This window comes from Flavobacterium ginsengiterrae (assembly GCF_039539785.1).
Classification (GTDB): Bacteria; Bacteroidota; Bacteroidia; order Flavobacteriales; family Flavobacteriaceae; genus Flavobacterium; species Flavobacterium ginsengiterrae.
The window spans coordinates 157,817-182,408 of record NZ_BAABDU010000007.1 but is presented as its reverse complement, the minus strand read 5'-3'; the positions used below and the strand labels follow the sequence as shown (position 1 = coordinate 182,408).

The window sequence follows — 24,592 nt, the reverse complement described above, 5'->3', positions numbered from 1 at the left end:
AATCATGAAAAAAGTCATTTTACAAAAAACACTTTTTAGTTTACTATTATTATTAAGTTTTACGATTGGCTTTGGCCAAAATGTACCTTTATCAAACTATGCCAAAGTAAGCGTCATTACTTGCGGATTAGGAAATGAAACCTATTCTTATTTTGGACATACTGCCATTCGTGTTGCAGATCCTGTAAACAATCTTGATCTCGTTTACAACTATGGCGCTTTTGACTTTAGAACTCCAAATTTTGTTGCCAAGTTTGCAAAAGGCGATCTGCAGTATTTTGTAGTTGCACATTCTTTTGCTGATTTCATAAATGATTACACTTATGAAAAAAGAAGTGTTTTTGAGCAGGAATTATTGATTTCTCAGGATTTAAAACAAAAACTTTTTGACAAATTAAACTCAGTTTTATTGTCAGATGAGCGTTATTACACCTATAAATTTATTGACAGAAACTGTACTTCGATGGTTGTAGAAGTCATTAATTCGACTTTAGGAGGCAATGTGATTGTAAAAAAAGAAGATACTGATAAAACCTATCGATCTGTTTTGTTTCCTTATTTCAAGGGTCATTTTTACGATCAACTAGGAACGAGTATTATTTTTGGAACCAAAGTAGATCAGTTGGCGACCAGAATTTTTCTTCCTTTTGATTTAAAAAACAGTTTAGACGAAACTACTTTTCAAAGTCGTCTTTTAGCAGGAAAAAGTAAAACTCTTTTAAGTTTTGAAAAAGAAACTCCAGCTTCATGGTGGAATAACATTTACACTTATTTATTTATTTTGGGATTTGTCGTTGTGGTTCACAACAAGATTGTAGACAAAATCTATCTTTTGATTTTGGGTTTAATGGGAGTATTTTTTGTAACGATGGGATTTTATTCTTTACACCAAGAACTGGCAATGAATTACAACGTATTGTTATTTAGTCCGCTGTTATTGATTTTACTTTTATTTTCAATTATTAAAAATAAAAAATGGACTTATAGATTTGCTGTTTTACATTTTCTTTTTCTAATCGTTTACAGCATATTTATGATAAACAAAGCTCATTTTTTAATTGTACTGCCCATGATAATTACAAGCGGGTTTGCTTTGGTAAGAATTGGTATTAGAAATAAAAAACCTATTCCAATAATTATTTAATTACTGTCCTCTGTAAAACAATACGGTTGTTATTGTTTTAAAAGTAATACTCAAATCGAGAAATATGCTTCTGTGTTTGATGTAATATAAGTCGTATTGCAGTTTTATTAAACTTTCGTCTATAGATTCTCCATACGAATAGTTTACCTGTGCCCAGCCGGTGAGTCCCGGTTTAATTACATGACGTGTTTCGTAAAAAGGCATTATTTTAGCTATTTCGTCTACAAAAAATGGTCTTTCGGGTCTTGGCCCAATTACTGCCATATCGCCTCTTAAAACATTAAAAAACTGCGGTAATTCGTCGATTCTGGATTTACGCATGAATTTACCAAACGGAGTTATACGTTTATCATTTAAAACGGCAAAAACAGCACCATTTGTTTCCGAAGCTTCAATCATGGTTCTGAATTTATAAATTTTAAAAACAGCACCGTTTTTACCAACTCTTTCCTGAGTGTAAAAAAGACTTCCTTCATTGGCTAAAAGATTTCCAATAAAAATAAAAGGAATAAAAACAAAGCAGATTAACAAGCCTGTAAAAGAAAAAACCAATTCTAAGAATCGAATTAAAAACAAGTATAACTTATTATTATTACTTCGGCTAAAAGGGAAAAAGCGGTAAAAATCTCTTTCTATATAATGCACAGGAATACGTTGTGTTTTACTTTCGTAAACCTGAGTATATTCTCTAATAACATTTCCTGACTCAAGAAGATGAAGTAACTGTTGATACAAATCAGCAGTAATACCATCTGTTTTTTGAGACGCAATTACTATTTCCGAAACATTATGCTTAACAACAAACCGTTCCAGATAACTTTTCTTGATTTCTTTTAAATAATGAAAATTGGCATTTTTTTCTGAATTTGAATCTGAATTTACAAAACCAATTATTCTGTAATGCGGATCAACATTTTCAAGTCCGGAAACCAATTCTTCAACCTGATCTTTGCCGCATATTAAAATAACATTTTGAGAAAATCTATGTGATGCAAGAAAAATAGCATAGAAAAAACGCCACATGAGAATTACAAGAAGTATTGCAAAATAAAAAATAACAATGACTAAACGCTGTTTTGGAAGCTCTGGAGATAAAACCGGAGTAAGAAGATATACCAAAACTGCAGCAGAAACTGCAAGCACAACACTTTTTACTATTTGAAACTGATTGCTGGCAATCTGGAGATTGTACATTTCAAAGATAGTCCCAAAAACTAACAAATAGCCAACAAATATAAAGGGTCTATAAATAGTACTGCTTTCGAATGCGAAATAATGAAACTCAAAAAATAAGTTTAAAAGATAAAGAATTCCAATAACAAACAAGGCATCAAATGCAAAAAGCAAAACTTTTCGTTCTGAAATTTCGAAATGCATTTTCCTATTTGAACGCATATATTTATGTAGATTTAAGGGCTTTAATTCGAGGCAAATGTATTATAAAAAAACAATTTACCTAATAGTCGATTCTGTTTTTTCAGGAATTTTTACCTGAACAGAAAGCAGGCATAATGCATAAACAAATGCTGGTGCTGCAATTCGCATTGCAGCATGGTTTATTGTGAGAAGCCAGAATATAAAGAAGGATAAAAAGTACAAATGCTGGCGATTATTAATATATAGTATAAACGGAGTAATCGCTAGGATTAATAATCCAAGAATTCCAAACAAACCATGTTCGCTAAACATTCTGGTTATTTCATTATGTGAAGCTGCCTGAATATTAAATTCTTCGTTTCTTTTTGATTTACCCATTCCTGCACCTATTCCCAAAACAGGATTATCCAAAAAGAAACTAATTTCTGTATTCATAATTTCTTCACGTCCTCCTAAACGATCTTTTTTAACCCTTCCTCTCGCATCTTGATTAGCATAACGCTTTTCTATCAATCCACTTGTCTGCAGTGAGCTATATGTCCATACACCTACACCTAATAAAGCAGTTAAAACAAAAACAACAGTAAATTTCTTCTTACCTGCTGCATTGGAATGATAAAATAATATCCCTAAAAGAAGTACAATCATCGCGATTGCTGTCATAATACCTCCACGAGAGAAAGTTACAATTCCGCGATAGCTAATAAAAGCCAGCAAGGCGCAATTAATAATTATTTCAATTTTTGATTTTGAGAATAAAATTATTTTAGTAAAAAATATAAACATTCCTAATCCTAAAATTGTAGAGACCTGATTAGGGCCAAATCCACCTGATGTTTCAAAATTAGACTGGGTTCCTGTAACTACATCTTTTATACTTGGCGTATACAAAAACAAGTATACAGTTGTTGTTAAAATGGGCAACCCCATTGTAATCAAAATGTTCTGTAAATCATTAAGTAAAATTTTTCGTTTAAAAGTATATAAAGCACTAATGCCTAAACATATCGGCCCAGAAAGATTAAAAAGCAATATTTTACGTATATCTAAATTAGCACCAGCTTCATTAAATGTTATTAAAACGGATGGTATTAGTAATATAATAAAAAACAAATAAATTATAGCATTTATAGAAAAACTGCTGTAAACTATGCCGCAAAGCATAAAAAAAATAATGTTATATTTTACATATTCATTATTAAGATTACCTCCTGTCATTCTAAGAAAAACTTCAACTCCAACTAAATAGGCTGATACTAAAAGAACTTCATTATTTTTGTTTTTATTTTTCGAAATTAAATATAATCCAGCTATAGGGATTAAAACAGCATAAATTTTTGACAAAAATGGCAAAATAAAAACGGCTAATGCTATTAAAGCATGAATAATAAGAAAATAAATATATAATCGTTTGCTGTTTTTCATCAATTTTTAGATCTCTCTTAGAGCAGCAAAATTAATTAAAGATTTTAACTGCGAAATATATTCTCTTATAATTACTTCTTCACCATAATTAGACATTATCGCTTTATATAATTCTTCTCCCATTTCTTTTCTTCTGTTTTCATTATCAATCAAACCAGAAATTGATTTTACCAATTCTTCAATATTGTTCGGCTCAATAATTATTCCTTCTTTTTCATTTGTTATTACTTTTGATATATCTCCTACATTAGTTGCAACAACTGGTAATTTTTGCAATCCATATTCTAGAACTGCAAGGGGAAGCCCTTCTGAAAGTGAAGTTAAAACAGCGATATCTGATTGCTCTAATGCAGAAACTACATTATTTACCGCTCCATAAAAAAAAACATTACTTTGAAGTTTTGAAGTCTCAAGTATTTTTTTCAGTTTTTCAGAATGCGAATCATTAAAATCTTTACCAAATAAATGAAATGTCCAATCAGGATATTTATTTTTAATTAAACCTGCTGCTCTAAGCAATAACTCATGATTTTTTTGAGGACGTAAATTGGCAACACAAACAATTCTTTTTCCTTGTGATCCAAATAATGATAGTTTTTTATTCGAATTTAAAGATTGGTCAATAAAATTTGGAAGATAGACAACATAAGGGCAAAACAAATAAGATTCAGCCCATTTCTTTAAAGCTGTATTTACAGAAATAATTCCGTTAAAAAAAAGAGAACCAAGTTTTAAGCTTATATCTTTTCTTAAAGTTAAGTCTTGAGAAATACCATAGTGATCATGCCAAATAATTTTAATTTTTGGCAGAGTCATTTTTACTAATACAGAAATAAAAAAAGAAGAACTGTGTGCATGTATAAAATCTATTTTATTCTCTTTTAAATACCTTCGTAATCGAAAAATAGCTTTAATATCAATCCTTTTCTTTTTATTTAAAAATTGATATGAAACCTTTTCATGAACATTATACAAAAGCATTCCTTCACTTCTGGTGGCAATAAGCCCTGAGAACGTAATTCGATTTGATAAAGCATTTGCATAATTTACTGCCATTCTTTCGGCTCCTCCTGTTTCTAAAGAATCAATGATTTGAACAACTCTCATTTATTTCAATATTAACTTTTTAATTTCCTTTTCAAAACTATCAGTTGTGAATTTCTGCGACCAGGTTTCAGCTAATTTACTCTTGTTTAGAAAAGTTTTTCTATTTTCAATAATTTCCTGAATTTGTTTTAAATCTTTTTCTAAATCCATCTCTAATAAAATACCTCTATTTCCTTGATCTAACATAAAAGGCACACAAGAAACTTTTGTCGCAATAGGCACACAACCCCAAAACATACCTTCCGCCAATGTTTTTGGCCAGCCTTCACTTTTTGACGGCAATATTACAAAATGGCTTTTTCGATATGAAGCTTTAAGACTTTCTTTATCTTGATTTCCATGCAAAAAAATGTTGTTTTGTAAATTATTTGCTTGAATATAATCTTCTAGATTTTTTCTTTCATTTCCCTCACCATATATATTAAAGATCACATTATTACCTTTCATTATTATTTTTTCAAGCAATTCAACGGCATACATAGGATTTTTTCCTTTTACAAGGCTCCCTGTGAAAATAAAATGCAAAGGTTCTAAATATGCTTTATTAATAATCTCTTTTTCTGAATTAGAATAAGTTGCTGTAAAAAAAGACTTGATATTTTTTGAATATTGGGGCCACTCTCCATAAACCAGAACCTGCATGTTCTTAGTTAAAAAAGAATTATTTAATATATATTTTTGCAATCGATATGTCCAAGGCTGTTTACTGGCAGGATCCCAATTTCCTGCATATTTAGCCGTTTTAATCTTAGATGGAAAAAAAATTTGAACAACGCAGCCAACTAAACCAATATTACCAGGACAGCGTAAATGTATGTGATTTGTATTTTTTATTGCCCAAAATACCTCCCAAAAAATTATTGGTAATTTAAACAATGAAATTAAATTATTTGTAAAACTGGTAAAACTAAAACCGGGTACTTTTTTAAATTTAATATTTGAATGCTCATACGCTAAATCAATCTTAGTTTCATTCCCTTTTACAAGCGGAGCAACGATTGTTACCTCATCAACATATTTAAGCCAAATATTCATTTCACGAACATATGGTGCATATCCAAAATATTGATTATTGGACACGAAATGATCTACATGTGTAATTATTAAAAATTTCAATCTTGAAAGTTTACAAGTTTATTAATCACTACTTTAGGTTCTAAATGCTTTTTAAAATAAGCAAAAGCATTATCCTCCAATTCTTGTCTTTTTTGTGTGTTATTAATTAAATGTGCTATTTTTTCTGAATAATCCTGAAGTAGATTTTTATCAACATATAAAATATGAATTCCATTTTCTAATGGAGAAGGCAGAACATTTGTATGATATGTTGAAATAATTGCTTTTCCCATTGCAAGAAATTCTCCTAATTTCCAGCCATGACATGATAATACAGCTGGTGTATTAAAAACAAATTCCGATTTTTTGGTTTTAGAAAAATACGATTGTAAGCTAAATCTGCCAGTAGTTAAAAGCGCATCAAAACCCAAATTATCACCATCTTTCCTAGGAGCAAGGCCTCCCTCAAATAATACAGATGAGCTATCTTTACAAGCTTTTATAAAGTTTGCTCTATTCGTATTAGTCTGAAATTCTTTTTTCCAAATTGAGCTAATAAAAAAAACATACTTTTCTAAAACTTTTTCTTTGATATAATAATCTTCTAATGGCAATCTTTTGTATTGTCTCCAGTAATTGGCTAAATAATCTTTAGGATTTAATAACACACTTCTAAAACTAAGGGTATTCTTTAGTCCTAAAAACAATGATTCGTACAGATTAAAAAACTTTATTCCAAAACTCGGTCCTATAGGTATTATTTTAGAACCCAAATCAGCAGGAATTTCAGCTATATTGTAATTAATTTTTCCATAAACATCACACCACAACAATTCATCTTTCCAAATATCTGCAGCATCTCTCGAATCTATGATAACTTTATACTCTGTATTATCATTATATTTAAAAATTACAGCAAATGTATTTTGTTTAAAACGAGGAAATAGAGATACATTATATTCTATTTTATTCTTACCAAATAAATCCTGAATTCCTTTTATATAAAATGAATCATAAAAAGCATTAAATAAACCAAAAATGTAAACCTTTTTAATATTGTTCATTTAAATGTGGTTTTTTTAATAATAATAAACTCCACCAGCCTATAGTTCTTCCAACTGCCTCAGTAAAAGCTGCTTTTTTATTTTTCTCGGTTAACACATTGGTAAATCTAATTACAGTTAACAGAAGTGTTATCGCATTCCATTTAAATTGATCCTTTAATGTAGGACTTGGATTTTTTATACGCCATACATACCAGCCATTACGAACTACCATTTTACCATATTTATACTGATTTGGGCGTCCAGATTCTGCATGAAAATGAGATAATCTTGCATTTGTATTAATAACCATTTTACCAAATTTTAATGCTCTTAAACTAAAATCGGCATCTTCATATAATCCGTAACCTTCAAAAAATCTAGAAAATTTTATTGTATCAAGAACTGTTTTTCTAAATGCCATCGACATTCCAATGAGCAAATCTACTTCATATGTTTTTCCTGTTAAAGGAAATCCTGAAGTTCTTCCATGTGAATAATCGGGCATCTTACCAGAACCTAAATGAGAAGCAAGTCCTAGATAATTTCGCACAACATTTCTTATTCCTTCTTTATAATAATAGCCTTCGAACAAATAATATTTTTTAGGATCATACGATACATTTTCCTTTTGTTTCTTCCATCTAAAATCATTAATAGCAACTCCACCAACACCCGCAACATTTGCATTTTCTTGAAATGATTTTATAATTTCCTGAAAATAATTGGATTCTAAAACAGTATCATCATCAAGATAACAAACAATTTCACAATTTGAATTTAATTGCGAAATTCCAAAATTTCTTTGTTTTGTAAGCCCTCTGAGTTCTTGTGAAACCAGATAATAACTTAAATTATCAAATTTATTGTTTAATAAAAGTGATTCCGTTTCTTTATTATCAGATCCATCGATAATTAAAATCTCATTAGGGTATAACGTTTGTTTTTGCACTGAAAGCATCAATTCAAGCAGTGGCTGGGGGCGCATGTATGTGCAAATAATCAAGGAAAAATTCATTATTTTTTGTTTAATTGATTAGCCCAAAAAACACTTTTCCCCCATTGTTTTCTAAAATTCTTATAATAATTTATTGGATTTTTGATACCTTGAAATTTATAGTATTTAAAAAATAAAACAGTTTTATAACCATTGACCTGTTCTTTGCTTAGGTTTAGCATTTTATATAACATTATTGTTGGTGATGGTTTTGGCTGTATAATGTCTTTATGCCACGCTAAAACCGGTTTTGTTCTAAACCCTCCCATCGGAGCTTTAAGATGTATAATTTCAGGAACTGGACTAAAAAGAATATCAAAACCTGAGTTTCTTAACTGCATGCCAAAATCACTGTCTTCACCATATCCAAATTCAAAGCCAGTGTTATATATAATAGATTTCACATTTACTGATTTTACAATACTGCAACCTGAACCAAAACCAGACCATTGCAATATTTCTTTAATTTTACTTTTTTCAGCATAGTCAGGCGCATAACATCCAAAGGTAACCTGTTCTGCGCCTTGCTTTTCAATAAAAGAAAAGCTTCGTTCTAAAAAGTCTGCATCTAGTCTAATATCATCATCTGCCATAAATATCCATTCACTTTTTACTTCTGCCAATGCTAAATTTCGAGCATTACAAGCACCCGGCTGGTGTGTAAAAATGTGTTTTATTTTAAAAGGCCAGTATTCATTTTGAATATAATTTAACTCTGAAACACTTGCAATTTCAGGATTCTGTTCTACTATAATAACATTTTCAGGAATTAAAGTCTGTTTTGATAAATCTTTTAATGTATCGTATAAAAATTGTTTCCTGCCAATAGTTGGAATTAATACATCGATCGTTTTTGTATGAATGACTTTTTTAACTGATTGAGCCTGAATTTTAACTAAAGAGTCATTTTTTAGTTCTCTTTTAGAAAAAAACAAACTAAACAGCATAGGAAGTACAAGTACCTTTTTTTCATAAAGAAACAAATCCAAAAAAAGTAAAAATACCCAGCTTGATTTATAATGCTGTTTAACAAAACGAAATAAGGTGTAATCGTTTTTTTTAATCTTTTGTTCAGTTTGAGAATTTTTTTTTAAAAGTTCTGGATCTGAATAACAAAACAATCCTTTAGGCATTGCTAATTTTGCGAATGAATTTAAGAAATAATCAAAATTATTATCTGGAAAAACTTCATCCTTTAAGGCAAATAAAACAGAGGCATGAATACCTCCAGCGATACTGCTCATCTGCCATGTAGGATATTTTACTTCTTTATTAATTTTTATAAATGGTGTTTCTTCAACATAACCTATGGCTTCTGGTAAAAATGTATTTTGTAAAACATTATAAGATGTCATTATTTTTTGATGATAAAAAATAATGTCAAACCTATCAAAATTCAAATTCTCCTTTTCATTTACATGGCACCAAATAATCCATTTCTCCTGATGTTTTTCAGCTAATTGAAATAATATTTTTGAAATAGATGTATTTTCAAAAGAAATATTATTTCCTTGACATTCTATATGAACAACTTTATTATTTTTATGATATACAACTATCATTTTTGCTCTTGACTTATAATATGTTTATATAACGCAATATTATCATTTACTAATTTATTAATATCAAATTTTTCTTTTGTTCTTAATAATGCTTGTTCTCCAATTTTTGAGCAAAGTAAATTATCTCTTAATAATTGAATTATTCTTTCTGCATATAAGTCATGATTTTCAGGATGTACTAAAAAACCACTTTTCCCATCTATAATAAGTTCTTGCGACCAGCCAATATTACTATTAACAACCGCTTTTTGCATTGCCATAGATTCAATTGTTACCATTCCTAAAGTTTCTGCAAAAGTTGGAAAAACACAAACATTTGCTTTCTTAATATATTCCTGTACTTCTACATAGGGAAGTTTACCTAAATATGATACCTGCTTTAAATCATTATCAATAAACTTATCCTGCATTAATTTCCAGGTAGAAACGGAATTTGTTTTTATATCATGTGCATCACTGCCAATCAATACTAACTTTGCGTCTGGATATTCTTTTCTAACTTTATTAAAAATTATAGGCAGTTCTAAAACTCCCTTTTTTCTAATTAAAGTACCAACATATAAAATCAAACCTTTTTCGAAAATCAGAGGTGAATCATTTTTAAAATTCTGTAAATCTAATCCAGAATAAATTGTTGTAATTTTTTTTTCGCGTATCTTAAAAATCTTTTTTGAAACTTCTCCTGCAAAATTGGTTGGAGCGATATAAGCTTTTGCATTTTTAAGTGCCAGTTTTTCGAACCAGAAATTTTTAAACTTTTGTTTTCTGTTTTCTAAATAACAAAAGTAAGCATCACTGCCGTGCAAACGAATAATTACCGGAATTTTAAAATTCATAAAAGCGGTTATTCCTGTCCAGTCTGGCACTTCTAAACATTGAATTTTTTTTTGTAAAATAATTGAAGTGACAAATTTTTCAATTTTTTTTCTGTTAAAATAGAATTTAAAAAATTTAACGTTACTATCTTGTATACTGTATATGGTTAGATTTTTTTCTTCAATTAAAAAATCTTGTTTTTGTCCATAAACGAAAACAGAAACTGTGATATTAGATTGTCTAAGTTTTTCTACTAACGTATAAACACTTGTACCAATACCTCCATCATGTCCAAATGCTTTATGGGGATAATGTGAGACTAGATAGCCCAAATGAAGATTTGGTATCATAATTATTTCTTTAAAAGCAATTGTTTAATATTCTTCTTTATTTGTGTTTTTTTTCTTTTTATAAAACCTTTAAAACTGTAACTATAACCTCCTATTTTAGAAAATTTTCCTGCAGAAAAATAAACAGATGTTTCTATTTTTTGTTCTAAATTCGATTGATTACATATCTTTCTTTTTAAATATACCTCAGAATTATTTTTTCTTGTTTTCTTATTACTTGAAAATGAAAAAATATTAGAAAAAAGTCCAAAATCTTTTTGTAGCAAATATTCTTTATAATTTAAAGGTTTTGAGACTTTAAAAACCCTGATTACATTATTAGCAACTAAATTAATGTTTTCTTTTTTTAACTTTAAGAAGGAATAATAAATTAAAAGAGGCGGTAAAAAATAATCTCTTTTCAGAAAATAAATATCATTGTTATTTTGAACTTCTTCTTCGTCTGAAATAAATTCTAAATCAAAATAATCAGATAAATAAATTTTAATTTCTTCTCTGCAGCTATTTGATTTGATACAAAAACTCAAATTTTCTAATGTTATTTTTTCTTCTGTATGATTATACTGAATCCATCTTTGAGGATAATAGTCTTTATCATTAAGTTCGAGGCTTTTTATTCCATCGAAATTTTTAAAAGGCCTTATTATTTTAGAATCTTTTTTTTCACCCAGCCATGCTGTCCACCATGAAAAAGTGGAATTACTTATTATAAAATCATCACACAAAGTTCCTAAGCAAAGCTGTTGTATTTCATTAAGTCCATCTCCAAAAAACGCATTTTCTAAAAATGAAAAATGATATTTACAATATTTTATATCATCACTTAAAATAATTAAACTGCAAGAATCCCACTCTGGAAAAAAATGTGCAAGACTATTGAGATAATAATGTATTGGCAGTTGGAGATAGTCTGGATGATTTACAAAATCTCCTCTTCTTATGGATATTAAAATAGTACGTTTTTCAAAAGCTTTGGCATATATTTTCTTTACAGAGTCTATCAAAGAATCTGAAAATTCAAAATAATTTTTAGTAAGCTCTACATCAAAATACTTTTCTGTTTGAAGCCAGCCGGAAAGATCATAATTTTCATTTGTTAAATTCCATTCATGATAGTTGTATTCTTTTTCTGCGATATTTACAAACCCTTCTAAATCTGATGAAAACAGTGGTAATTTATTTTTAAAATAATCCTGATATTTCCATTTTATAAACGAAAATTCTTGATTATTAGCCCGCCCAATACCAATAGTAGACGCAATTTGAAAAAGCTGATTTCCCAAATTGCCTTTTTTACCTAATTTACTATAGGTTATCATTTGTGAAAAAAGTTTTTTAAAATTATGCTTGTAAACTTTTTTGCCCCGTTATCATTCATGTGGCCGCAAGTAGCAAAATATTTATCTTCTGCAACAACATTTTCATAATTATAAATTTCCGGATACATTTTTTTTACTTTTTTAAAATAATCCATTCCCACAGCATACTTACACATTGGTGACATAACCGGAATAAAATTAATATTATTCTCTTTACAAAGCTTTCTTATTTCTTCGTAATATTTATTGTGTGGCAAAGGGCTAATTTTGGACATATTAAACGTCATCTTTTGATCTCCAACATGTTCTAGTGCCATATACCCATGATTACTTATATGAATTGTTTTCTTGTGTATCGCATTAAAAAACATTTCTCTAAATCCTATTCTGTTCTCATATTTTATGTATCTGTAAAACGGGATATAATAAAGGTTATTGAAATTGTTTGTCGAAATAAAATGCTCTTTAGTAATTTTTGAATTATGTATATAAGGTAAAAATCTAGAGGAAATTCCTTCTGATTGATTGTCGCCTGCCAAATTTAAATCAGCATCAAGAATTACATTTTTTATAATACATTTTCTTTCAATCATAAGCTTTAAAACTAGAGATGTTTCAAATAAACTAGAACCGCTCATTCCGTAGTTAAATGTCATTAATCCCTTATCAATAAACATTTGAGCTACAAAATGATTATTCGCTCTTGATGAACCTAAAATAACAACGTCGTATTTTCTTTCTCTAACATTATATATCTGATCTATTTTACCTCTGTTTTTACATTGCATGTACATGCTCGTATACAAGGCATCAAGAAGAAACATTACTACAACTAATACGATTAAAATTTTTATAGTATGTAATAGAAATTTGTTCATTAAATGATCGTCTATTTAAAATTATTTTTTATACTTATTTAGTGATCTGCTATTTTCAGTAAAAAAATCTTGTATAATTCTTGCAGTAAACAACTTTGCTCCAGAATTTGTCATGTGTCCACAAGAAGAGAAATATTTATTCTCAACTACTACATTTTCATAATTATAAATTTCAGGGTATGCTTTTTTTACTTTATCAAAATAATTCATCCCAATAACATTTTCACACATTGGAGTCATTACTGCAATAAATTTTATATTATTCTCTTTACAGAGGGTTTTTATCTCTTCATAATATTTGTTGTGTGGCAGCGGATTTAAATTAACAATGTTATTTTTCATATTTCCGTTTTTGTGTTTTTCTAACGGATAATAACCTAAATTATCTAATGCATTTGTTTTTTTTCCTACTGCTGTCAAAAATGTTTCTCGAAATCCTATTTTACTATCGTATTTTATAAATCTATAAAACGGTATGTAATAAAGTTCAGAAAACCCTTCTTTTTCTTTAAATTGTTCTTTTATAATATCTGAGTTATGTATATAAGGTAAAAACAAGGCAGAAACACTGTGAGAATCTGTTTCACTAGATAAATTTAAATCGGCTTCAAGAATTACATTTTTTATTTCATATTTTCTTTCTATCATTAATTTTAACATAAGAGCTGCTTCAAACAAATGACCACCACTCATACCATAGTTAAATGCTTTTATACCTTTATCTTCAAACATTTGTGTCACAAAATGATTATTTGCACGAGAGGACCCCAAAATAACCACGTCAAATTTTTGAGAATCAGAGTTAAAAACATTTTCAATTTTACCTCTATTTCTAGAATGCAAAAAAGAGAAAGTAAAAAGTCCGTCTAAAAGTACTGCTGTTAAGACTACAATGATAAATATCTTTGTTATGTATAGTAAAAACTTTTTCATTAAAACTGAAAGTATATAAATTCTTTATAATCAGAATAAGTACCAAAAGCTAATATTGCTGCAATTGCTAAAGCTAATTTCAACATGCTTTTTTTTCCTGAAATGGGTTCAATTTTATCTCGATTATTCCATTCTACTAAAACAAATACTGCAATCATTAATAACAGTTCATAACTATAACGCTCATTGTCTAAGTATTGAAATCCAAAATCTTTACTGGTAATTATGCGTTTTAAATATAAAATTGCATCTGTAATGGTTTTTGCCCTAAAAAATACCCAGGCCATGCATGTTAGTAAAAATGTAGAAAAAATACTCGAAAGTACTTTTACAGAGTTGAAATTAAACTGTAATTGAATTGTATCCATATTATTACGATTACTGTTGGATAAAAGTAATGGCAGAAAATAAACTGCATTAATAAAACCCCATACAATATATGTCCAGTTTGCTCCATGCCAAAATCCACTGACAATGAAAATTATAAATGTATTTCTAATTTTCATCCAGATTCCTCCCTTGCTTCCTCCTAACGGAATATATAAATAATCACGAAACCACGAAGAAAGCGAAATATGCCAGCGTCTCCAAAACTCAGCGATATCTCTAGAAAAATATGGGTAATTAAAATTCCGTAAAAGATCTAAGCCAAATAGTTTGGAAACACCTAATGCAATATCTGAATAACCAGAAAAATCACCATAGATTTGAAATGCAAAATATACAGCCCCCAAAATAAGTGATAGAGAATTCATCGTAGTGTAATGATCAAAAATTGCATTGGCATATGTTGCACAAGTATCTGCAATTACTACTTTTTTTACCAATCCCCAAATAATCTGGAACACGCCTTCTTTAGCCTTTTGAAAATCAAACTCTCGTTTTACTTTTACCTGTGGCAGTAAATGTGTAGCTCTCTCAATTGGTCCCGCTACAAGCAACGGAAAATAACTTACAAATAGTGAATAGTCTATAAAATTGTATTCTGCCTTGATTCTTTTATAATAAATATCAATTACATATGACAATCCGTGAAAAGTATAAAATGAAATTCCAACAGGAAGAATTACATTAAGCAAAATTGGACTTGCTTTTATTCCTGCTGTATTTAATAAATCTGAAAAAGAAGCTGCAAAAAAGTTATAATATTTAAAAATTCCCAAGAAACCTAAATTGACTAAAATACTTAACCAAAACCAAAAATTTTTACTTTTTTCAGACTTTCCTTTCTCAATCTGTATTCCGGTATAGTAATCTAAAAAAGTTGAAAACACCAGTAAAAAAAGGAAACGCCAATCCCAACAAGAATAGAAATAATAACTCGCAGCTATTAATAAAGCATTTTGAGAGCTTTTTGTTTTATTAAAAACAAACCAATAAAGAAAGAAAACGATTGGCAGAAAAATGGCAAAAGCCAAAGAGTTAAAAAACATAAATTGAAATATGAATTTACAAATGCAATTAATTAGAATACTACGGCTATTACTGCCATTTTGCAATAAAATTTTCTATTGGAAGATAAAAATCTGAAACATTTTCTTCTACTTTATCTCCACTCCAGTTCCACCATGCAATTTTTTTCATCTTAGTAATAGTTTCTGGATCATATTTCATTTTAATTATTGTCCCTGGTACACCGCCAACTATTGCATAATCTGGAACGTCTTTTGTTATTACCGCACCTGCTAAAATCGTCACGCCATCACCAATTTTTACATTTGGCAGAATAGTCACATTCATACCAATCCAAACATCATTTCCAATTTGCGTTTTACTTGGTTCTGTTTTAATCGATTTTTTAAAATCGGATTGTGTCTTATTATTGATTAGAAAATCCTTATTTACCAAATGATTAAAAAGAGGAAAAGTCGTCACTTCGCTAACCATATGATGTCCTGAATCTAGAATAAAATTTACATCATTTGCAATTGAACAATATTTACCGATCTCTAGTTCTGAATTACTGTGCCACTGCCAAACAAATGCACCATTATGATAAGTTTTACATCCAATAGAAACATTTTTTGCATCATCGAGATAAATTTTTCGCTGTCCCAACAGAAATCGCTCATGATGCTTTCCTAATATTTTCCAAGCTATCTTTCGTAAAATTTTTTTCATCCTGCTATTTTTTTAATGCCATTCCATATTCTTTGAGAGGCTAATTCAGGCGGATGCTGATTTATTTTTTCAAACCATTTTTGAGCATTCTCTACATTGATTTTAGAGTTAGACAAAATGATTCTAATTTTTTGACTTATTTCTTCAGAAGAGTTTAGCCAGACAACTGATTCTTTATTTGACATTGATCTAAAATGAACATAATTATAGATTTTTTTAACTGACCACTTTTTGTTTATTTTATTAAAGACATCATAATTAATAAAGGCACATGGTTTTTTAAAACAAGCATAATCAAAAACCATTGAAGAACCAAGATTAATTACCAGTTCAGTATGTTGTATAGTATTTGCATGCAAAATTATATCTTCCTTAGTAGGTAGTATTGATCCCCAATCTCTATTTACATTTTTCCATATAGGTTCAATTGGAGTAATTATTTCTTTATAGTCTTCCAAAACTTTATCATATCGATTCGAAAAATCAACTGGACAACGTCTAAACAAAATCCCTAGATTATAACCATCATTATTAAGTAGTTTTACTGCCTTAGCAACATCACTTAAATACTCCTGATCATCCGGGCAAGTAACTGTATCATCACCTGAGTAACATATATATTTTTTGTTTATATCTAACTCATATTTTCTAAAAAATGATTCACGAGAAACTAAGCTTTGTGTATTAAAATGCCCTTCAAACTGAGGTGTACCACAAACAAGTATTTGATATTCTTGAATATATGAATAATAATTAAGTAATTCTTGCTTCATGTGATTGCTCCACACAAAATAATAATCAGTCTCGATAACCATTGTTGCTTTTGGAAGATTATCCCATGAGAAAATAAATGTCGCAGTAGGAATTTTTAATTCCTTAGCTGCTTCAATAGGAGCAACTGCAAGAATTGGCCGCTGGTTTGTACAAAATACAATTTCAGGTTTCTCTTTTTGAAGTGTTTCTAAGCATTCTTTGAAATAAAGTGTTTTCCTTTCATTGCTTCTAATTTTTTTACGAATACGCTTTAAACCTTTTTCTGACTTGTAAAAAGAAATTAAAATCTGAGTAGAATAACTTTTTAATTTATTTTTTAAACCTTCATAACTAAATGGAAATCTATATGTATTGTAAACCTGATCTTTACTTTTTATAATGTTTAAATCAAGTTCAATATGTTTTCTAGTATTTTTATAAACATCAGCCAAAATATGAGTTTTTGCTCTTTTAATTTTGATTTCTTTAAAACCTAATTCACTCAGTTGAAAAGGAGTATTATTCCAAAATGTAATATCAAAATTATTTTCAATACCAATTTTATGAAAATTAGTAAATGCAAAATTGCGCAAACCAACTCCATCCGGCAGTAAAATAAAAGCTTTCTTATTATTTTCCACTTATTATTTTCTTTGCAATTAACTTATGTGTTATTTTTCTTGTAAGTTTTTCTACTTTTATTTTAAATGGAAAGTTATCAAAATAAGCATTCCCGCCTTTAAAACTAATTAATTCCTTTGATTGAAAATCTGATAGACCATTTACTGATTCAATTGCCTTAACATAATTACTAATAAATGGAAAAAGTTGATATTTATTTAGAATCAGTTCTCTCGCTTTTGATATTTCTTCAAGATTTTCTTCCCATTTATTTGACTCTGTAATTTCTTTTAGAAATAATTTTATGTGTTTATCACTGGGGTCAATTTGAATGAAAGATTTTTTTGGAAAAAAATTATCGATTCTGTCACAACCAAAATACAAAGGCATTGTGTAGCTTAAAAAACAATCTGTAATTTTTTCAGTCCAATAATAATCACTCTGAAAATTTTCGTAAGCAATTGCATACTTAGATCTACTTAGTACATCCCATTTATCATCAATTGGATTAATTCCTCTTCCATACAAATTGATAAAAGGCATTTCTTTAATATTGTTTAAGAAATTCATTCTTTTTTCATGTCCTTTAGAAGATCTCTGGTCACTAGTTATCCATACAATATTATTTTCCTTTTGAAGATTTTCAGGTTTTAATTGATTAAGAAAATCATAATCCTTACCAATATGCCACGGTAATGCACCATGAGACAGTATATTGTTCTTGTTAATATCTAACTGATTAAAAATCAATTTTACATTTTTATTAGCATATTGTCTATATTTAGAAACTTCATTTGGTGGTTCAAGACAAATATGAATAATATTATTTTTATTGACTTTTATACAAAAATCTTTTTTAGGATGATCTAAAATTATAAGGTAATCACATTCATCTACATCTTCTTCTGTAAATATAAAATCTCCCCATTGGAAAGTAAAATTTGGAGTTTGCCTTTTAATATCTGGATAATTAAAATAACGTTCTATTTTTACTATCATATTAAATATCTTTAAACTGTTTTTGATGATTCAGCTCCCATACATCTTGTTTCTGAAGGCATTCGAAAAATAAGGTGTTACTATTTCCTTGTCCAAAATCTTCTTTAGACATTGTTACTTTATGAGATAATACTAGTTCAAGTGCCTTTTTTATTTCTTTTTCAGAATAATCAGAATTTATAATATCGGCATGTATTGCTCTATTTTTTTGCCTTGTACCAATATTTACAATTGGAATTCCATAATAAGGAGCTTCTCGAATACCAGCACTGCTGTTACCAATAATAAATTTGCTGTTTTTTAATAAGGTCAAAAAATATTCAAACCGAAGCGATGGAAAAATTCTAAATCTCGAATTCGATTTTAGTTTTTCATAAGCATCAATTATAAACTGACTACCCAAATCGTTATTGGGAAAAATAACGATATAATTATTGTGATCTTCCAACAAAGCATTTACAAAATTTAATGCATATTGGTTCATTTCTTTTATTTCTGTAGTTACCGGATGAAACATTACAATTGCAAACTCTTGAAAATCTATTTTGTAATATTCTTTAACTTTTATTAAATCTGGCAATCGATCCGAAAACATAATATCAATATCTGGAGAACCTATTGTAAAAATTGACTCTTCAATTTCCCCCATTTGTATAAGTCTTCCTTTTGCTTCATGATTAGAAACAAAATGAATATGACTTAATTTACTAACACTATGACGGATTAATTCATCTACAGTTCCCGAAATTTCTCCTCCTTCAATATGAGCAACCAATATATTATTTAAAGAACCTACAATTGCACCTGCAAGTGTTTCTACACGATCACCATGCACAACAATCATATCAGGATTAATAACTTTACAATAATTAGACAATCCTTCAATTGTTTTAGCAAGTGTAAGATCCATGGTCGTTTCGTGAGTATGGTTCTCAAAAGTAAAAACGTTCCTAAATTTACAACGTTGAATTTCTATTAGAGTATAACCGTACAATTCCTGCAAATGCATTCCTGTAACAAAAACAAAAGCTTCAAAATCATTTTGTGCTTCAAGAGTTTGAATTAAAGATTTTATTTTTCCAAAATCTGCTCGGGTTCCTGTTAAAAAGAGAATCTTTTTTTTCGATTTATCCAAAATCTGAAAAATCTAATTGTTCGTCATTATCAATATTTCTCAATGCTGTTTTTCCTAAAATATTATTAAAATTTTCGGCAAGGATTTTTCCTGTTCCAGGTCGTTTTACCCATATATTTTCTTTTGTAAGTATTTCTCCTTTTTTTATATTCTTAATTGAACATACAGTAGCAAAAGCAAAATCTATTGTAACCTGTTCTTCTTGAGCTGGCTTTTTTGTTCCGCCGCGCATTTGTGCAATTTCTAAAGAAGAGATAATTAATTCCTGACAAGCTTTTTCATCCATACTGCAAACGATATCTGGACCGGTACGCTGCATGTGATCTGTAAAATGTCTTTCTAAAATACTGCCTCCCAAAGCAACAGCTCCTAAACAGGCATTATTATTTAAAGTATGATCACTTAAACCAAAAACTTTATCTGGAAAAGCCTCATTCAATTCCAGCATTGCTCCATAACGTACCAAATGAATAGGTGTTGGGTATAAGTTTGTGGTATGCAAAAGGGCAACAGGTATATTATATTTGTCAAAAACATCAACAGCTTTTTTAACACTTTCTATAGTATTCATTCCTGTACTGAGAATTACAGGCTTTCTAAAAGAAGCAATATGTTCTAAAAGAGGATAATTATTACATTCCCCAGACCCAATTTTGTAAGCAGGAATATCAAACTTCTTTAATCTATTAGCTGCTGCACGTGAAAATGGGGTCGATATAAAAATCATGCCTTTACTTTCGACATATTCTTTAAGCTCTAGTTCATCGGCTTCGTTTAAAGAACAGCGTTGCATGATTTCATAAATAGAAACATCTGCATTACCAGGAATTACTTTTTTTGCTGCACCGCTCATTTCATCTTCAACAATATGAGTTTGATGTTTTACAACCTCAACTCCCGCACGATGGGCAGCATCTACCATTTCTTTAGCAACTAATAAAGAACCTTCATGATTGATTCCGATTTCTGCAATGACTAAAGGGGGAAAATCTTGACCAATTTTTCGACCGGCAATCTCGATATATGGATTCATATTATGATATCTTAAAATGTATTTTGTTTTTTAGAAAAAAGATAATCAGCGTAATCAAAATCATTTTGATCATCTATATCAACTGTGGCAAAAATATGATTCATTTTTAGAGGAAAAGCATTTTCAGATAAAATTTTATCTTCAAAAATTAATTTTGTTTTACTTATATAAAGAAGCCCATTTTCATAATATAATGGTTCTAAATCTTGACTTCTCTGACCAATTTTATAATTTGAAGGAATAAATTTATTATTTTCTATTTTACCCAGCTTAGAATGATTTTTTGATACAGTAAACAAACTATCAAGATTTTTAGTTGTATAAATTTCAAAAGCTTCTTTTAATAAATCAACCGGTCGTAAAGGGTTTGTAGGCTGTAATAAAATTACATTTTCGATCTCATTGTTTATTTGTTCTAGAACATTTCTTAATGCCGAAACTGTAGGTTCTAAATCTCCTGAAATTCTGGCTGGTCTATTTATAACTTTTGCTCCATATTTTAAAGCTGTATCTTTTATCTCTTGATCATCTGTAGAAACATATACTTCATCTATTATAGAAGAATTAGCCTTCGCATATAATATAGAATGTGCGATTAATGGTATTCCGTTAAGTAGTTTTATGTTTTTTTTAGGCAGTCTTTTTGAACCTCCTCTAGCTGGAATTATGGCAATAGTTTTCATTACTATAATCGTCTTTTTGCGTCAGATATAATTTTATTCATTCCGTAATTCCAACTTTGAGAGCTGTATAAATCGCTTGGTACATTAGCAAAAGTATAACTATTATCTAAAAACTCTAACATTGCATTTGTCCATTCCTCTTCAAAATGTGGTTTATCTATTAATTTCCCTAATTTCCCATATTGTAAAACTTCAGAAACACCACCTATTGAAGATGCAATACAATGATTACCGCAATGTAAAGCTTCAATTAAACTTAAGCCAAATCCTTCATGACATAAAGTAGTAAATAAATAACAATCTGACATTTGATAATATTTGGGCAGTTCATCGTTTGGTATTATACCTAAATATTCTACACCTTTTATCTCGTTTTTTGGTTCACAACCAATAACCCACAATACTATATCTTGATGAGTTTCATAAACTCTTTTCCACGCATTTAGTAAAATATTAAGTCCTTTTTTGGGACGGTCTTGAGAACACCAAATAAAGATTTTTTTGTTTAAAAGTTTTTTTTCGGCTTTTAAAGATTCTTTTTCAATATTAGAAATTGCATAAAATTTGTTGGTATCAATTCCGTTATGCAGAACTGAAAAGCGTGTTGGTAAAACAGTATAGTAGTTTTTATGAGCTAAATACGAATCATTTGTTAATAAAATCATTTCATCTATTGATTCGTAGAACCATCTTCCATGAAAATTCTCGTGAAAAGGTGGAAATCCGTGATAAAAAAACTGAACATAACATTTGTTTCTTTTTCCTTTCTTTTCTAAAAACTCTAATAATGGTTTTACAATCCCAAAATTATCGACGATTTGGATAATAAATTTTTCATCAGTATTGATAATCTTTTCCAGTGATTGAAAATAATTTAAATATCTCTTCTTAAAATATCTCCTCTGGATTTTAAAATATAGACTATTAGAAATAGTTTTATATTCAACATTAGGATATAATGTTTCAGGTTGGGGACAAATAATATAATTTACAGCATGACTGCTGTTTAAATAATTATGATATAATGTGGTCCAGCTTCCTATTTTTGGATATGGTAATGAGAGTTGGGAAATCAAAATTACTTTTGTCATTTTGCTATTGTTTCTGTAAAATAATAACCGAATTATTTTTTAATTCTAAATGTAATACTTTTTAAATCCTGACTTACTGAATAACAATAAGGCTCAGTATGATAAAAAGTTATAATATGTAATAAAAACATATCATTAACTTCTTTAAGAGAATAATATTTAGGTACTTTTTTACCTACTAATTTCTTTACCTTATATTTTAAACTGTCTTGAAAAGAATCTTCTATAATTTTCACCACGATTATCTGATCTATAACATTTGGTAATTCACAAAATAAAAAATGAGTTATTATCTCCTGTTTATTAATTAATACAGTTTCGACATTGTAGTTTTTTAATTCTTCAAACTCCGCAAAAGAAATACTTTTACCCCAACTTTTATGATTCGTTTTTTTTATTGCATTTCGATCATTTTGTATCAAATGCTGTTGATTTAGTTTTACAACATTTGAAAGCTGTAAATCTGTTGTAAGTTTTTTTCTTTCTTCTTTCCTATAGCTTTTATGCCATTGATGAAGCAAAAGAATTTCTTTATTATAAAATATACTTTTTAGTTGATTTCTTTCCAGTCTATTGTGAATATCTATATCTTCTGATCCCCAAAAGTGTAAAAACTCATCGTACCCATTTATTGCTTCTACTTCTTTAAGTGCAAACAAAGATAATCCTTGTGCGCCTTCTTTACTACTGGAATTAATTATATAATCTTCAAACTTTATATCTTTTTGTGTTTCAGATTTTGTTAAAAATCCCACCTTAAAATAATATATTTTAGAAGGACTTTTTATTTCATTTAATTTTTCTATGAAATCTGTTCTGAAAATCATGTCAATATCAGCTGTAAAAACGTACTCGCTGGTTACATTTTTTAAACCTATATTTATTGCCTTTGCTCTAGACCATGGTTGCAGTTGTGAAAAATTGTAGAAATATGATACAAAAGAATATTCTGAAATTAGTTTTTGTATGATCGTATACGTTTGTATACTCGATCCATAATCGACAAACAATACTTTAAAATCTTTATTACTCTGAGTTACTAAAGAATCTAATGACTTTTTTACACGCCAAGGTTCCCTGTCTCTGTATGGAAAAATTATTGTAATCATTTAATTCATTCCTTATGCATGATGTTAGTACTGTGTTATTGCTTCTTTACTTAATCCTCTGGACTTTAAAAATAGTTTTAAGATGAACTTTTGAAAAATAAACTTAGTAAATATTTTACTTTTTAATATATAAAGCCATTTTTTATTACCATAAAATGTAAACGTAGGTATGTGTATTTTTTCTGGATTATTTTTTTTTATTTCTTGAAATATTTTATCAATCCAATCTTCATAAACATTTCCCATATGATAAGTATAATTATCTTCTGTAGATAATCGCCAAAAGTCTTTTTTTATAACAGGCAAATCAAACATATCATCACTCCCGCCACCTAAAACATAAGGTGTATGTTTAGACAATTCATTAAAGATTATCGCTCTGTAAGTAACTACAAAATGACCAGCACCTACGACTGCTTTAAGGTCATTATTAGTTAAAGTCAAATATTTTGAAAGCTGGTACTTATTATAAAAATTTGGATTGCCTACACTATGTCCAAAAGCTTTTAAAGCGGCTGGGTTTTTTACAGTGGAAAATTGCATTTTTTTTGAAAATATCATATCCCAAAATATATTGGATGTATGAGTTTTATACGAACGGGAAGACGGAGTTGGACATACTGCACCTGCTTTAGGAAAGGCTTCAAATACATTATAAGTATTTTTTTGCCATCCCTCTAAAAATAAAACATCGGCATCTGCTGTAGTTATCAATGGAAAGTTTTGACCGCATACTCCCTTCAGCATTGCGTTAATATATCCTATATTCGTAGAATGTATAAGTTCATGGATTTTATTTCCAACGAAAAGCTCTTGCAAATAACATGCAACCTCTGCGCAGCTTCCATTATTAACAATTGTTATATATGTTTTATTATGACAAGTCTTGAAAAGTGACTCCAAAGAATATTTTAAAATGATAAAAGCATCCTTAAAATATCCTTCTTGATTAGGGATATAAACAGGAATTATTATCTGATGAAAATATTCAGAGTTTATTTGTTTTTGATCTTTTTGTGGATTAAAGCCTACTCTCATTT

The 24,592-nt window shown here is 28.9% G+C and carries 22 protein-coding genes; 1 reads left to right on the top strand and 21 read right to left on the bottom strand.

Annotated elements, in window-relative coordinates:
• The first annotated feature begins 4 nt into the window (after positions 1-4).
• Positions 5-1,144, top strand: a complete 1,140-nt coding sequence (locus tag ABD859_RS20160) for a lipoprotein N-acyltransferase Lnb domain-containing protein (protein ID WP_345146457.1) — start codon at positions 5-7, stop codon at positions 1,142-1,144.
• Here the strand turns inward: ABD859_RS20160 and ABD859_RS20155 are convergent, their stop codons facing one another.
• The 21 genes from ABD859_RS20155 to ABD859_RS20055 all read right to left on the bottom strand — a co-directional run bounded on the left by ABD859_RS20155 (position 1,145) and on the right by ABD859_RS20055 (position 24,590).
• Positions 1,145-2,539 (bottom strand): sugar transferase, encoded by a 1,395-nt coding sequence (locus ABD859_RS20155; protein WP_345146456.1) that lies wholly within the window; start codon positions 2,537-2,539, stop codon positions 1,145-1,147.
• Positions 2,540-2,596: 57 nt separating this feature from the next.
• Positions 2,597-3,946, bottom strand: a complete 1,350-nt coding sequence (locus tag ABD859_RS20150; protein ID WP_345146454.1) for an O-antigen ligase family protein — start codon at positions 3,944-3,946, stop codon at positions 2,597-2,599.
• 6 nt (positions 3,947-3,952) lie between these two features.
• The gene (locus ABD859_RS20145) at positions 3,953-5,053 is read right to left on the bottom strand and encodes a glycosyltransferase (protein ID WP_345146452.1); all 1,101 of its coding nucleotides are present in this window, start codon (positions 5,051-5,053) and stop codon (positions 3,953-3,955) included.
• On the bottom strand, positions 5,054-6,088 hold the full coding sequence (locus ABD859_RS20140) for a glycosyltransferase (RefSeq protein WP_345146450.1): 1,035 nt from the start codon (positions 6,086-6,088) through the stop codon (positions 5,054-5,056).
• A gap of 77 nt (positions 6,089-6,165) precedes the next feature.
• Positions 6,166-7,173, bottom strand: coding sequence for a glycosyltransferase (locus tag ABD859_RS20135; protein WP_345146448.1), 1,008 nt, complete (start codon positions 7,171-7,173; stop codon positions 6,166-6,168).
• Complete coding sequence (locus ABD859_RS20130) at positions 7,160-8,170, bottom strand: glycosyltransferase family 2 protein (RefSeq protein WP_345146446.1); 1,011 nt, start codon at positions 8,168-8,170, stop codon at positions 7,160-7,162. Before ABD859_RS20130 ends, ABD859_RS20135 begins: the two co-directional genes overlap by 14 nt.
• Positions 8,170-9,711, bottom strand: coding sequence for a glycosyltransferase family 2 protein (locus tag ABD859_RS20125; protein WP_345146445.1), 1,542 nt, complete (start codon positions 9,709-9,711; stop codon positions 8,170-8,172). Before ABD859_RS20125 ends, ABD859_RS20130 begins: the two co-directional genes overlap by 1 nt.
• Entirely contained in the window at positions 9,708-10,877 is a 1,170-nt protein-coding gene (locus ABD859_RS20120; RefSeq protein ID WP_345146444.1) for a glycosyltransferase family 4 protein, read from the bottom strand. The genes ABD859_RS20125 and ABD859_RS20120 overlap by 4 nt, the downstream gene beginning before the upstream one ends.
• 2 nt (positions 10,878-10,879) lie before the next feature.
• Positions 10,880-12,196: an alpha-1,2-fucosyltransferase gene (locus ABD859_RS20115; protein ID WP_345146443.1), complete on the bottom strand. Its 1,317-nt coding sequence runs from the start codon at positions 12,194-12,196 to the stop codon at positions 10,880-10,882.
• Entirely contained in the window at positions 12,193-13,074 is an 882-nt protein-coding gene (locus tag ABD859_RS20110) for a hypothetical protein (protein ID WP_345146442.1), read from the bottom strand. Before ABD859_RS20110 ends, ABD859_RS20115 begins: the two co-directional genes overlap by 4 nt.
• 21 nt (positions 13,075-13,095) lie before the next feature.
• Positions 13,096-14,007: a hypothetical protein gene (locus ABD859_RS20105; protein WP_345146441.1), complete on the bottom strand. Its 912-nt coding sequence runs from the start codon at positions 14,005-14,007 to the stop codon at positions 13,096-13,098.
• Positions 14,007-15,440 carry an MBOAT family O-acyltransferase gene (locus ABD859_RS20100; RefSeq protein WP_345146440.1) on the bottom strand — a complete coding sequence of 478 codons (1,434 nt, stop codon included), beginning with the start codon at positions 15,438-15,440 and terminating at the stop codon, positions 14,007-14,009. The genes ABD859_RS20105 and ABD859_RS20100 overlap by 1 nt, the downstream gene beginning before the upstream one ends.
• A gap of 49 nt (positions 15,441-15,489) precedes the next feature.
• On the bottom strand, positions 15,490-16,128 hold the full coding sequence (locus ABD859_RS20095) for a CatB-related O-acetyltransferase (protein ID WP_345146438.1): 639 nt from the start codon (positions 16,126-16,128) through the stop codon (positions 15,490-15,492).
• Positions 16,125-17,522 carry a glycosyltransferase family protein gene (locus tag ABD859_RS20090; protein ID WP_345146436.1) on the bottom strand — a complete coding sequence of 466 codons (1,398 nt, stop codon included), beginning with the start codon at positions 17,520-17,522 and terminating at the stop codon, positions 16,125-16,127. The genes ABD859_RS20095 and ABD859_RS20090 overlap by 4 nt, the downstream gene beginning before the upstream one ends.
• A complete protein-coding gene (locus ABD859_RS20085; protein ID WP_345146434.1) occupies positions 17,512-18,501 on the bottom strand; it encodes a glycosyltransferase family 10 domain-containing protein in 990 nt (329 codons plus the stop codon). The genes ABD859_RS20090 and ABD859_RS20085 overlap by 11 nt, the downstream gene beginning before the upstream one ends.
• 1 nt (position 18,502) lies before the next feature.
• Positions 18,503-19,636 (bottom strand): UDP-N-acetylglucosamine 2-epimerase, encoded by a 1,134-nt coding sequence (neuC, locus tag ABD859_RS20080; RefSeq protein WP_345146433.1) that lies wholly within the window; start codon positions 19,634-19,636, stop codon positions 18,503-18,505.
• On the bottom strand, positions 19,629-20,669 hold the full coding sequence (locus ABD859_RS20075) for an N-acetylneuraminate synthase family protein (protein ID WP_345146431.1): 1,041 nt from the start codon (positions 20,667-20,669) through the stop codon (positions 19,629-19,631). The genes neuC and ABD859_RS20075 overlap by 8 nt, the downstream gene beginning before the upstream one ends.
• An 11-nt stretch (positions 20,670-20,680) precedes the next feature.
• Complete coding sequence (locus ABD859_RS20070) at positions 20,681-21,352, bottom strand: acylneuraminate cytidylyltransferase family protein (protein WP_345146429.1); 672 nt, start codon at positions 21,350-21,352, stop codon at positions 20,681-20,683.
• Positions 21,353-21,354: 2 nt separating this feature from the next.
• A complete protein-coding gene (locus ABD859_RS20065; protein WP_345146428.1) occupies positions 21,355-22,443 on the bottom strand; it encodes a glycosyltransferase family 4 protein in 1,089 nt (362 codons plus the stop codon).
• Positions 22,444-22,475: 32 nt separating this feature from the next.
• Positions 22,476-23,552 (bottom strand): glycosyltransferase family 2 protein, encoded by a 1,077-nt coding sequence (locus ABD859_RS20060; protein ID WP_345146427.1) that lies wholly within the window; start codon positions 23,550-23,552, stop codon positions 22,476-22,478.
• A 24-nt stretch (positions 23,553-23,576) separates the two neighbouring features.
• Positions 23,577-24,590, bottom strand: a complete 1,014-nt coding sequence (locus ABD859_RS20055; RefSeq protein WP_345146426.1) for a glycosyltransferase — start codon at positions 24,588-24,590, stop codon at positions 23,577-23,579.
• Positions 24,591-24,592 lie beyond the last annotated feature (2 nt).